The organism is Flavobacterium granuli (assembly GCF_900129705.1).
GTDB lineage: Bacteria > Bacteroidota > Bacteroidia > Flavobacteriales > Flavobacteriaceae > Flavobacterium > Flavobacterium granuli.
Genome location: NZ_FQWO01000001.1, coordinates 208,699 through 221,881 on the forward strand (window position 1 = coordinate 208,699; position 13,183 = coordinate 221,881).

Consider the following 13,183-nt stretch of genomic DNA (forward strand, 5'->3'; position numbering starts at 1 on the left):
AACACTTAGTCATTAGTCAAAACAAACTTATTGCGTTTTAATTCCTAAATATAAAAAACAAATTAACATCAAAGCGCTATAGCATCCAATATTCTTTTGTTCTAAATTTCACAAATAAGTAGTAAGCTAAGAAATAACGCCCGAACCAACTAATTCATCTCCTAAATGCCAAGCTACAAATTGTCCTTCGGTAATGGCTGATTGCGGCTCTTCAAAAGAAACATACATTCCGGTTTCATACTGATGCAAGATCGCTTTCTGCAAAGGCTGTCTGTAGCGTATTCTTGCCATCACTTCCATTTGTTCACCATTGGCTAAAGCCAAATCAGTACGAACCCAATGCACTTCAGATTGCTCTATAAATAATGCCGAACGAAACAAACCTGGGTGATGACTGCCCATTCCTGTGTAAATTGTATTGGTATTTACATCTGTTGCTATTACAAATAAACCTTCAGCTGTACCGCCTACATTCAAACCTTTTCGTTGTCCTACTGTAAAATAATGGGCTCCTTGATGCTTTCCTACCACTTTTCCCATCTCAGGAGTGTAAGCAATTTTTTGGGAGGCCAAGGCTAATTCTTCCTCTAAAGACAAAGATTCTTTCTTTTCTAAATTATAAACAGGGTTATTTTTATCAATTTGAATAATCAAACCTTCTTTAGGCTGCAATTTTTGTTGTAAAAATTCAGGCAAACGTACTTTTCCAATAAAACACAATCCTTGAGAATCTTTCTTTTCGGCAGTTACCAATTCCATCTCGGCGGCGATTTCCCGCACTTCCGGTTTGGTCAATTCCCCAATAGGAAATAAAGCTTTAGACAATTGCTCTTGCGATAATTGACACAAGAAATACGATTGATCTTTATTATTATCAGCACCGGCGCGCAATTGATAAATTGTTTTTCCGTCAACTTCAATTTCACTTTTTTGACAATAATGTCCTGTAGCTACATAATCAGCTCCCAGACTTAGGGCAATTTTCATGAAAACATCAAATTTTATTTCGCGATTACAAAGTACGTCAGGATTTGGAGTACGTCCTTTTTCGTATTCGTTGAACATATAATCAACGATTTTCTCTTTGTATTCTTCGCTTAAATCAACAGTTTGGAATGGGATTCCTAATTTTTCGGCAACCAATAAAGCATCGTTGCTGTCTTCAAGCCAAGGACAGTCATTCGAAATAGTCACTGAATCATCATGCCAGTTTTTCATAAACAGACCGATTACCTCATATCCCTGTTGTTGCAACAAATAAGCAGCAACACTTGAATCTACACCTCCCGAAAGTCCTACAACTACACGCTTCATTTTATTTTTTTTAAGACTGCAAAGTTACAAAGTTTTATTACAGTATCTCTGCATAGGCAAACTTAATTCTGTTTGGTTTTTGAAGCACTTCCAAGATCACTCATATTGACTTCCTTGACTTGTTTCCCTTTTTCAAAAAACTGCCAGATCCCTGATTTCTTTCCTTTTGAAAATTGTCCCTTTGAAACGATGTTTCCTTCAGGATCTCTAAAAACAGCCGGTCCATTGTACTCATTGTTCTTGTAAATGGCCTCTTCAAGCACAATACCATTATCCGAATATTTCTTATACAAACCGTCTTTCAGATTGTTTTTATAATTAGTTTCTTCTGCGATTTTTCCATTGGGGTAAAATACCGAGCGTAGCCCTTCTAACTTCCCATTCTTATAATTCTCCACTGTCATTATCGTAGACGAAGCCTGATGGTAATATTTCCATTGTCCTTCAAATAATTTATTCACTAACTTTCCTTCACTGACCTTGTTTTTCGCCTGATCATAAAAGATGGTATAGGCGGAATTGTCATGTACATTAAATTCTCTGGTGGCTATTATGGATTTCGCTTTGGTATCATCATAAAAATTGAAAAGACCTATTTCTTTTCCATGTTCAAAAGTACCTTCATACCTAGGTCTTTTAGATTCTTCATAAAAACCTTTCCATAGACCATGTTTTTTACCATTAGAATCAAGCTTATTGAAATCCGTTTGAGATACTACTGTTTGGCTAAAAAGAACCAAACAGAACATTTTAAAAAAACAAAACTTAAATTGTATCATTAGTGTCAAATGTTTACTTATAACTATTTACTTACTAAGGCAAATTTACGCTTTATTAAAGAATACCTAAATATTTTATAGTTCTATAATTAAAAAACATCATAAGGGACAGCCCAATCTATTTTGAACAAAAACGCCATCCTATTATTGACATAAAACATCCTTATAAATTGTTTAACCTAAATTAGAATTAGTATTACACAAAAACCCATTACACAACTAATAAAAATTATAAACACCTATAAAACAATATTTTAACATCAGTTAAACAAAATTTAAAAAAAACATAATTTTTTATTTTGTTTATCTTTTTATTTAAAATATTAAACAATATGTGAAAATAATATTTTAACTTCGAACAAAATATTAAATCCTTTATTATGAAAAATCTATTTAAAATCAAGAATTTAACTCTATTTTTGAGTTTTTTAGTTTTAGTATCATCATGCAATAATGATGACAACACTACTACTCCAGCTGACAACTCCATAACAGGACTGGCATCAAAAACTTCAGATTTAAGTATTTTAGTCCAAGCCTTAAAAAGAGCTGAATTATCAGCTACCCTACAGGCCAGTGGTACTTATACGGTCTTTGCTCCAACAAATGCGGCATTTACCGCATTTCTTGCATCAACGCCTTATGCGACCATCAATGATGTACCAAAAGAAACATTGACTCAAATTTTACTAAATCACGTTATTGCAACTAAACTATCAGCTTCTGACCTAACTACGGGCTACATTAAAACATTAGCCAAGGGACCTGCATCTTCAACTAACACCTTAAGCATGTTCGTAAATACAACTGCTGGAGTGAAATTAAATGGTGTTGCTACAGTTAGTACTCCTAATATTATGGCGACAAATGGTGTTATCCATATCGTAGACAAAGTCATAGGGCTACCCACTATTGTTACCCACGCAACTGCAAATCCAAACTTCACCTCATTAGTGGGCGCATTAACAAGCTCAGGACAGCCTGACTTCGTGTCTGTTTTATCAGGAACTGGACCATTCACGGTATTCGCACCTACAAATAGCGCATTTACAGCATTAAATACAGAATTGGCACCAGGAGGAATCGCAGGAGTTTCAGCTGCTAATTTGACCAAAGTTCTACAATATCATGTAGTAAGCCCAGCTAATGTTTTAGCAGCTAGTTTAACCGAAGGACAAATAGTAACTCCAATCCTTACTCCAGCTCAAACCTTCAGCATTCAGCTCAGCGGTGGCGCTAAAATAAAAGACGCGAACAATCGAATTTCTACTATTGTCGCTACAGATGTACAGTGCTCAAATGGAGTTATTCATGCAATAGATAAAGTTCTATTACCTTTATTATAAAAAATAATTTATAAAAAAAAAAGCTCCCGTAATTTGGGAGCTTTTTTTTATAAAAAATTTATTTCTTTTTCTGTTGTGCTTTCAGCGCTTCTTGCTGCTCCATCACTTCTTGAAGTTTTCGTTGAAATTTACCTTGTTTTTTAGGCTCTTTCAATTTATTCTCTTGGATTTGAGCATGAATCTTATCACTATCAATGAAATATCTTTTGATAACAATCATGATTCCAATAGTGATCAAATTTGAAATAAAGTTATACAAACTCAATCCCGCACCATAACTATTGAAGAAAAACAACATCATCAATGGGGACACATAAATCATAATTTTCATCATTTTAGCCATATCCGGCATGCCTTCTTGTTGAGGAGCAGCCATTTGTTGGTCACCAGATGTCATTTTCATATAAAAGAAAATAGCAATCGCTGCCAATATTGGAAACAAACTGATATGATCCCCGTACAAAGGAATATGAAATGGTAATTTGACAACGGAATCAAATGAAGATAAATCGTCTGCCCAAAGGAAACTTTTTTGTCTTAATTCAAAAGCAGATGGGAAGAACTGAAACGATGCCATCAAAAAAGGCATTTGGATCAATGCCGGAATACAACCTGCCATTGGGTTCACCCCTGCTTTGTTATACAACTTCATGGTTTCCTGTTGCTTCTTCATCGGGTCTTTTTTGAATTTCTCCCCTAACTCAGCAATTTCAGGACGCAATACTTTCATCTTTGCTTGCGACAAGAACGATTTAAAGGTAATTGGCGACATAGCCAATTTTATCAAAATCGTAAAAATAATAATGGCCACTCCGTAAGCAATATACGAACCTAGGAATCCAAATAAAGGAATAAAGATAAATCTGTTAATCCAACCGATAATTCCCCATCCCAGAGTGATGATTTTTTCAATATTTTTATCATACGAACTTAGAATCTTATAATCAGAAGGTCCAAAATACCAACTCATCTTATAATCAACTTCTCCGTTTGAAAAAGCCAAAGGAACATTGGCCTTAAATTGCTTCGTGAAAATACTGTCTACTTTCTCGTCATGCACTAAATTATCAGACTGCACTTTAGCGGTTTCAAAAGGCTTATCTGTCAAAAGAATACTAGCAAAAAAGTGCTGTTTGAAAGCCACAAAAGTAGCTTTTTCAAGAGTTTCTTCTTCTTTTTGCCCTAGACCGGCATAATCAGTTTTGCCGTCTTTATGCTCAAAATAAATTTCAGTATACTTATTCTCATAAGAAATACTTTTTTCATTTCTGTACGATTTCAAACTCCATTCTAAATCTAATGGTTTTGAAGTATTCAATACTTTATTCAATCCTTGGGAACGAATATCAAAACCAATCATATAATCGTTTGGCTTTAATATGTATTTGTATTCCAAAAATTCATTTGCACCAGCTTTCAATCGCATGGATAAGATTTGATCTTCTCCGTTTTTAGTCAAACTAGGCTCAAAATAAAGGTTTTTAGTATTTAAAGTACGATTGTCATTGGTAAACAATTGTATATTTAAATTGGAATTATTATTTTTTATCAACTCCACTAATTCACCGGAACCTTTTTTGAATCTTTCGAAATTCTTTAAAGTAGCTTCAACAATATATCCCCCTTTATTGGCGATTTTTAGTTTAACCACCTCGTTTTCGATTGTAGTATAAGTCTCTTTGGCAGAAGGAAGTGTTGCTGAATAAGCAAAGTTACCCAATGTTTTTTCCAATTGAGCCACCTGAGTTGAATCACCGCTTGTAGCTACTGCTACAGTAGCTTCGGCAACTGCTTTCTCGGTTAATTCTTTGGCTTTGGCTGCTTTAAGAACCAATTCTTTTTGCGCTTTTTCAGCTGCAATTACTTTTGGATCTGGCTGATTATTGTAGATTATCCAAATTAATATCCCAAAAATCAATGCAAAACCTATTATCGAATTCGGGTCAAACTTTTTTTGTTCCATTATAATACAATTATTTATTTTTATCGTTTATCGTTTTCCAACAAACAAAATTAGATTCCAGTACCATTTTGGTATACTGAACTGAATATTATTTCTTTTTAGCTTTAACGGCAGCAGCTACAAAATTCACAAATATTGGATGTGGAGTAGCAACGGTACTTTTGTATTCAGGATGGTATTGCACTCCAATGAAAAATGGGTGGTTTTCAATTTCTATGATTTCAACCAATCCAGTATCAGGATTCACCCCTGAGGCAATCAATCCTGCATTTTGCAATTGTGCTACATAATTACTGTTGTACTCATAACGATGACGGTGACGTTCAGAAATAGTTTCTTTTCCGTAAATTTGATAAGCCAATGAGTCTTTTTTCAAATCACATTTCCAAGCTCCAAGACGCATAGTCCCTCCTTTGTCAGTAATCGTTTTCTGCTCTTCCATCAGGTTAACAACCGGATGAGCCGTTTTATCGTTCATCTCAGTAGAATTGGCATCAGCCAAACCTAAAATATTTCTTGAATATTCGATCACAGCCATTTGCATTCCCAAACAAATTCCAAAAAACGGAACCTTGTTTTCACGAGCATAACGCACCGCTTCAATTTTTCCTTCTATTCCTCTTTCTCCAAAACCGGGAGCCACAAGAATACCGTCTAATCCTGCTAATTTCTCAGCAATATTTGTTTCATCAATATGCTCTGAATGGACTGAAACTACATTTACTTTGGTCTCATTAGCAGCTCCTGCATGAATGAAAGCTTCCAAAATTGATTTGTAACAATCTTGCATCTCCACATATTTTCCAATCAAACCAATATTTATAGTGTGTTTTGGATTTTTTAATCTGCGTAAAAAAGTATTCCAGTTTTTCAAGTCTGGAGCCGCTTTCTTAGGCAAATCTAATTTTTTCAACGCCACAACATCTAAACCTTCTTCTAACATTAAATTAGGCACTTCGTAAATTGTGGATGCATCGATAGATTGAATAACAGCTTCTCTTTTTACATTACAAAACAAAGCCAATTTATTGCGTATTTCATCTGAAATTTCATGCTCTGTTCTACAAACCAAAATATCAGCTTTGATACCGCTTTCCATTAAAGTTTTTACGGAATGCTGAGTTGGTTTTGTTTTCAACTCACCAGCTGCTGCCAAATAAGGTACTAAAGTCAAATGAATTACAATAGCATTGTTCTCCCCCATATCCCAAACCAGTTGACGTACCGATTCAATATAAGGCAAAGACTCAATATCACCTACTGTCCCACCAATTTCAGTGATAACAATATCAAAATCGCCTGAATTACCAAGCAATTGCATTCTGTCTTTAATTTCATTGGTAATATGAGGCACTACTTGTACCGTTTTTCCAAGAAATTCTCCTCTTCTTTCTTTTTCAATAACCGAAAGATAGATTCTTCCTGTAGTAACATTATTAGCCTGAGAAGTAGGGACGTTTAAGAAACGCTCGTAATGACCTAAATCCAAATCGGTTTCAGCACCATCATCCGTTACGTAACATTCTCCGTGCTCGTATGGGTTTAAAGTCCCCGGATCAACATTTAAATAAGGATCGAATTTTTGAATAGTGGTTCGATATCCTCTTGCTTGTAACAATTTTGCCAAAGATGCTGCGATAATCCCTTTTCCTAATGAAGAAGTCACACCACCAGTAACAAAAATATATTTCGTTTGATTCATTCTATGTGTTGTTTGTATTGTAGTTGCGTAAAAAACTTGGCAAAAATACGATTATAAATTGAGATTATGCTAATTTAGAAAAGAGATAATTCGGAAATTTGACAATGCCTTAATACAATATTCTTAAAATCAAAACCTCATTAATTTAAGAAATCAATGAGGTTTTGGATAACGTTTTTTAATATTCCGTATCAATTCTTCGAGTCCATTTAGCTTTAACTCATAAATCAATTTCAACTGCTCTCCTAATTCTCCTTTTGGAAATCCTTTATTATGATACCAAACCACATAATATTCAGGTAAATCAATGAGATATTTTCCTTCGTATTTACCAAAAGGCATTTTGGCATGAGCAAGTTTGATAAGTTGTTGTTGATTTTTATCCATTTTATTTAAAAGAAAGGGAAACAAAAAAAGAAATAAGAGAAAAGATTAACTGACGGAATCTTTTCTCTTATTTCTTTCTTCTTAGTTCTAAAATTATTTCCAGTTAAAAGTGATTCTTTTTTCGATATCCGAATTCAAACTCAAAAAAACGGGACAAGTCATAGCGGCTCTTTCTAAAATCGTTTGATTTTTAGCATCCGAAGTACCGCACATTTCAAATTCAATTTCTATTGCACCAATTCTTCTTGGCTCCGCATTCATAATTTTAGTTACAGAAGCTGTACTTCCTGTCAAATCAAGATCCATTTCACGGGCTTTTATCCCCATAATAGTCATCATACAACTGGCCAAAGCATTCGCAACAGTATCCGTTGGCGAGAAAGCTTCTCCTTTTCCGTTATTATCTACTGGCGCATCAGAGATGATTTCATTTCCTGATTGCAAATGTATTGAGGACGTTCTTAACTCCCCTAAGTAGGTTACTTTTGATGTCATTATTTAGCTTCTTTTATGATTAAATCAGTATCGTAATAAAGCACGAATACGCCTTTATTAGTATATCCTCCATCCTCTTTTTTATAGTATTCAAACTTATTATCCACCTGTACAGTTCCAATCGCGTTTGCTGTTTCTTCAAAACTTTTATCCTGCGACAATCGCAACAAGGTATCGAAAGTAACATCAAAACCTCGGGTTGCAAAATCACTGGAAGAAATATTATTTAACTTTCGATATTTATTTTTAAAAACCAATGCTTCCGGAGACTGATTATCACGTGTCACCGAAGGATACATCAACTTTAACTTGGTTAAATTTGAAAAATTAATTTCATCAGTATCCAAAGTCTCATTAGGCTCCAGAATAACCAGTTGTACCTGATACATCGCCATAGAACTTACCATAGCCGCTATAGTTGCCTTTACCATTCCGGTATTTCCGGTTTCCATAACAACATAGTTCATTCTATCTTTGACCAACATGCTTTTCAAACTTTCAGCTGACACACTTCCATTCTCTTTGAAAGCCACAAAACGAACGTCTTTTTGATATTGCTGTATGTACTTAATCACCGATTCTTTTTTCCTATCAACCACTGCTATAATATTCCCTTTATTAGCTCGCATATAGTCAAATACAGTGTTTCTAACAACTTCAACAGTAGGTATCGTCTGGAAAAGATTAGCATAAGGATTCCCGATATCTTTTGATAGCGGAGAAATAACAGGAACATTAGTAGCGCTTAACAGCTGAGCCGTTGTTTCTGCATTACTTTGATAAAAAGGTCCCACAACTGCATCAGCCAATTCTAATTTATTATCGCGCACAATAGCCGCCACATTAGAACTGTTTTTAGTTTCCTGAGAGTCATATATCTCAACATCAACCGGAAGACCAAGTACTTTAGCCGAATCGATAGCCATAAGAGCTCCCGAATAAAAATCCAAAGTCATATTTAAAAACTTATCTTTTTTCAAACGCTCTGTAGTCGAATTAACAGTATCTTCTTCTATTTTTGACACATTAAAAGGCAACAACAAAACCATTCGTTTTCGGTTGCCTTCACTTATTTTTTTTGATAAAGAAGCATATTCTTTTTTAACATTGGTTGTAACCAAAGCCTTGGAAGGAACTTTCAAAACCATCCCTATCTCAACCCCGTCTTTCAATTGTGGATTAAGAGCAACCAATTCTTCTTGACTCAGCCCAAACATTTTTGACAAACTATAAAGCGTCTCTTTGGGCTTTACTTCATAATCAGCATAATCAATTGCCGCAGATGTTTTTAAAGTATTTGTTTTCAGAATCTCTTTTTTTGACTCTACTTGTTCAATAGCCTTAACCGCCTTTGGGGCATTTCCTTTAATTAGCAGTTTATAACCAATAGGTAAATTAGCCACAATTTCAGGATTGCGTTTTTCCAATTCCTCTATTGTGATTCCGTATTGTTTAGCAATCGAATATTTTGTCTCTTTTGCCAACACATCGTGATAGACCACTTTTTCCTGAATAGCAGTAGTTGTTTTAGAACTGTTTTTTGAAGGAATTACCAGAATTTGACCAATTTGCAAACCGTCTTTTTCAATACTTGGATTGGCTTTTTTCAATTCCTGATCCGACACTCCGTATTTTTTTTCAATTCCGTACAAAGTTTCTTTAGCAACAACCTCGTGCGTTTGCGGCTGAGCACTTTCCTTAGGCTGCTGAGTCAGAATTTTAGCGGTCGATTTATTAGGAATAAGCAAGGTTCCATTAGGAACTAATCCTCTTTGTGCATCTGGATTTAATTGATAAATATCAAATGGGGTCACTTTATATTTTTGAGCTATTTGGTTGATTGTTTCTCCTTTTTCTATTTTATGTGTGATCATTTTTCCTTGTGAAAAAACAGTAGTCGTAAACAAGAAAGCAGTCATATAAATCGCGAAAAAATACTTCATTATTTTATTTATAAAATTAATAATTCAAAGATAGCAAAACGGTATCAAATTTTATTCCAAAATCTGATACCGTTTCTATAAAGCGCACTAATAAAAATGCATTTCTTAAAAGGAATATACTATAAATTTATTCCCATTCTATTGTTGCTGGCGGTTTAGAGCTAATATCATAGACCACTCTGTTTACCCCTTTTACTTTATTGATAATATCATTAGACACCTTCATCAGGAAATCATAAGGCAAATGTACCCAGTCAGCTGTCATACCATCAGTAGATTCAACAGCACGAAGCGCTACTACTTTTTCATAAGTACGCTCATCACCCATAACACCTACACTGTTAACCGGTAACAAAATAGCTCCCGCTTGCCAAACTTTATTATACAATCCCCAAGATTTCAATCCGTCAATAAAGACTTTATCTACATCTTGTAAAATTTGAACCTTCTCTGGTGTAATATCTCCTAAAATACGAATAGACAATCCTGGTCCCGGGAAAGGATGTCTTCCTAATAATTCCGGATCAATTCCTAAAGTAGCTCCTACTCTTCGCACTTCATCTTTGAAAAGCATACGAAGCGGTTCTACAATTTTTAATTTCATATAATCGGGCAATCCACCTACATTATGGTGCGATTTAATCGTTGCCGAAGGTCCTTTAACCGAAACAGATTCAATAACATCAGGATAAATTGTTCCTTGAGCCAGCCATTTCACATCTTCAATAAGGTGTGATTCATCATCAAAAACTTCGATAAATACACGCCCGATAATTTTACGTTTGGTTTCCGGATCACTTACTCCTGCCAATTCTGACAAGAAACGATCTCCTGAATCTACTCCTTTTACGTTTAAACCCATCCCTTTGTATTGATCCAATACATTTTGGAACTCGTTTTTACGAAGCAAACCGTTATTTACAAAAATACAATACAGGTTTTTTCCGATAGCCTGGTGTAATAAAACCGCTGCTACAGTAGAATCTACTCCTCCTGAAAGTCCAAGAACTACTTTATCATCTCCTACTTTTTCTTTTAGCTCAGCTACCATCTCTTCAACGAAAGCATTTGGAGTAAAGTTTTGAGGAACCTCAGCAATTTTTACCAAAAAGTTTTCAAGCATTTTTGACCCATCGGTAGAGTGAAAAACCTCAGGATGGTATTGGATAGCATAAGTAGTTTCGCCTTCAATTTTATAAGCGGCAAATTCCACATCATGGGTACTGGCCAGTTTCACACCATTTGTAGGCAAAGCTTTTATACTGTCGCTATGGCTCATCCAAACTTGACTGTTCTCTGAAACCCCTTCAAAGAAAATTTCATTCTCTTTTATATAAGATAAATTAGCTCTACCGTATTCTCTTGTATTAGAAGCTGCTACTTCTCCACCGCTAAAATGGGCTAAATACTGCGCTCCGTAACATACGGCAAGCACAGGTAATTTACCTCTTATTTGAGATAAATCAGGATGTGGTGCATCTTCTCCTCTAACAGAAAATGGACTTCCTCCAAGAATTACGGCTTTATAACTTGATAAATCACTCGGAAAATGATTGTAAGGGAAAATTTCGCAGAATATATTTAATTCGCGAACTCTACGCGCAATAAGCTGAGTGTATTGCGATCCGAAATCTAAAATAAGTACGTTGTGTTGCATGCGCAAAAATACTTTTTATATTTGGAATTGAAAAATTGAAATTTGAAAAAATTGAAATTTATTTATATCCCAATAAACATCAAGTATTTTCAGAATTAGTAACTCCAAAAATAGGATAGAAATAAAAGAAAATTCTCATCAAAAACAGCGAGACAGCTACTAAATGAACACCGCTTTTTTCGCTATTCTTAAAAAGTAAAACAAAAAAAACGGCATTACAACTTACTCTTTGGTAAGAACAAGCGTTGCTTTAAATCCGGTTGCTAAATTCCATTGACTAGCCGATATCAATGCTCCCTTGTCATCATACACCTTAAATTCAGCCGTATTGGGCCCAGAACTCCCTTGATTCAAAGCTTCAAAATCAATTTTATTAAACCCTTTTACCAGTTGTATTTCAAAACCTTGAAAATTACTGTCTAAATTCACCTGATATTGAATAACACTGTCATTTAAATACACCCTTATCTGATCGCCATCTACATAAGCCGCATCACGATACAATACTTTGGCAGTAACGGATGTTGTTTTAAAATCCCCAAGATTCTGGTTCCTTCTATACACTATCCCTTCGGGTTGTTCATCTTTTTTATTCAATTTATCTCTTATGGCGTCTCCGGGATTAATAAATTCATTTTTAGGAATCATCGAAATGGTGCTGGGCTTTTCTATCGGCGGAGAAGGATTCGGTTTTTTTGCCACTTCCGGAGCAACAACCTTTGGCGGCTCAACAACGGGAGGCTTCACCTTCTTAGATTTAAATTTGGTATCTACAGGTGGTATCGCTTTAAACTTAGAATTAAATTCGCTTTGAGAATAACCCTTTACAGATAATCCCAGTAGTAAAATAAAAAAGAGTATTCGCTTCATAATATGTATAATCTAATATGATTATTGATGTAAAATTTTTAAAAATAAAAAACCAATGGTACAAAAGCCTAAAAAAAGTAGAATTTAACTTTCTATTATAACATTCAATTTTCAAATTTATTTTCTATCAAAGCATAAAAACACTTTAAATCCTTTTTTTTTAAAAATTGCCTTCGTATATAAAACCAGTGTTCTTTATTTTACTATTTTTACAAGTGGCAAAAAATATACCAAACTATTAATGACGCTAGTTTTTAAAATCTAAAACCAAAAAAAAACATCCAAATGAAAAGAGAAAACATACTGACAGGCTCTCCTTGGGAAGACAAAATGGGTTATTGCAGAGCGGTTCGCATCGGGAACATCATCGAAGTATCAGGTACAGTGGCAATCGTTGACGGCGAAATTGTAAAAGCCAATGATGCACATGCACAAACATTGAATATACTTAAAAGAGTCGAAAAAGTACTGGAAGATCTTAATGTAGGCATGAAAGATGTCATTCGTACTCGAATATTCACTACTGACATTAATACTTTTGAAGCCGTAGCAACCGCACATGCTAAATTTTTCAAAGAGGTAAAACCAACTACCGGTTTTTATGAAATCAGCAAATTAGTCGCTCCTGAATATCTGGTAGAAATAGAATTTACCGCTATCGCCGCCGAAAAACCATTAATTCAAGAAGGATTGTAATACTTTAGCCCAAAAACACTTATCAATCCCC

At 34.7% G+C, this 13,183-nt stretch carries 11 protein-coding genes; 2 read left to right on the top strand and 9 right to left on the bottom strand.

Annotated elements, in window-relative coordinates; all coding sequences use genetic code 11:
* Positions 1–126: 126 nt before the first annotated feature.
* Positions 127–1,314: a tRNA 2-thiouridine(34) synthase MnmA gene (gene mnmA / locus BUB25_RS00930; RefSeq protein ID WP_072938360.1), complete on the bottom strand. Its 1,188-nt coding sequence runs from the start codon at positions 1,312–1,314 to the stop codon at positions 127–129.
* Positions 1,315–1,376: 62 nt separating this feature from the next.
* Positions 1,377–2,063 carry a toxin-antitoxin system YwqK family antitoxin gene (locus tag BUB25_RS00935; protein ID WP_244533798.1) on the bottom strand — a complete coding sequence of 229 codons (687 nt, stop codon included), beginning with the start codon at positions 2,061–2,063 and terminating at the stop codon, positions 1,377–1,379.
* 410 nt (positions 2,064–2,473) lie between these two features.
* Between BUB25_RS00935 and BUB25_RS00940 the strand changes: the two genes are divergently transcribed.
* Positions 2,474–3,439 (top strand): fasciclin domain-containing protein, encoded by a 966-nt coding sequence (locus BUB25_RS00940; RefSeq protein ID WP_072938367.1) that lies wholly within the window; start codon positions 2,474–2,476, stop codon positions 3,437–3,439.
* Positions 3,440–3,497: 58 nt separating this feature from the next.
* Here the strand turns inward: BUB25_RS00940 and yidC are convergent, their stop codons facing one another.
* The 7 genes from yidC to BUB25_RS00975 all read right to left on the bottom strand — a co-directional run bounded on the left by yidC (position 3,498) and on the right by BUB25_RS00975 (position 12,456).
* Positions 3,498–5,402, bottom strand: a complete 1,905-nt coding sequence (yidC, locus tag BUB25_RS00945) for a membrane protein insertase YidC (RefSeq protein WP_072938370.1) — start codon at positions 5,400–5,402, stop codon at positions 3,498–3,500.
* Between the two features lie 88 nt (positions 5,403–5,490).
* Positions 5,491–7,104 (bottom strand): CTP synthase, encoded by a 1,614-nt coding sequence (locus tag BUB25_RS00950; RefSeq protein WP_072938374.1) that lies wholly within the window; start codon positions 7,102–7,104, stop codon positions 5,491–5,493.
* Positions 7,105–7,257: 153 nt separating this feature from the next.
* Positions 7,258–7,491: a DUF3820 family protein gene (locus tag BUB25_RS00955; protein WP_072938377.1), complete on the bottom strand. Its 234-nt coding sequence runs from the start codon at positions 7,489–7,491 to the stop codon at positions 7,258–7,260.
* A 93-nt stretch (positions 7,492–7,584) separates the two neighbouring features.
* On the bottom strand, positions 7,585–7,986 hold the full coding sequence (locus BUB25_RS00960; protein WP_072938380.1) for an OsmC family protein: 402 nt from the start codon (positions 7,984–7,986) through the stop codon (positions 7,585–7,587).
* Complete coding sequence (locus BUB25_RS00965; RefSeq protein ID WP_072938383.1) at positions 7,986–9,929, bottom strand: LysM peptidoglycan-binding domain-containing protein; 1,944 nt, start codon at positions 9,927–9,929, stop codon at positions 7,986–7,988. The genes BUB25_RS00960 and BUB25_RS00965 overlap by 1 nt, the downstream gene beginning before the upstream one ends.
* 127 nt (positions 9,930–10,056) lie before the next feature.
* Complete coding sequence (gene guaA, locus BUB25_RS00970; RefSeq protein WP_072938386.1) at positions 10,057–11,586, bottom strand: glutamine-hydrolyzing GMP synthase; 1,530 nt, start codon at positions 11,584–11,586, stop codon at positions 10,057–10,059.
* A gap of 222 nt (positions 11,587–11,808) precedes the next feature.
* Positions 11,809–12,456 carry a hypothetical protein gene (locus BUB25_RS00975; RefSeq protein WP_072938389.1) on the bottom strand — a complete coding sequence of 216 codons (648 nt, stop codon included), beginning with the start codon at positions 12,454–12,456 and terminating at the stop codon, positions 11,809–11,811.
* A 285-nt stretch (positions 12,457–12,741) separates the two neighbouring features.
* Between BUB25_RS00975 and BUB25_RS00980 the strand changes: the two genes are divergently transcribed.
* Positions 12,742–13,152, top strand: a complete 411-nt coding sequence (locus tag BUB25_RS00980) for a RidA family protein (protein ID WP_072938392.1) — start codon at positions 12,742–12,744, stop codon at positions 13,150–13,152.
* Positions 13,153–13,183 lie beyond the last annotated feature (31 nt).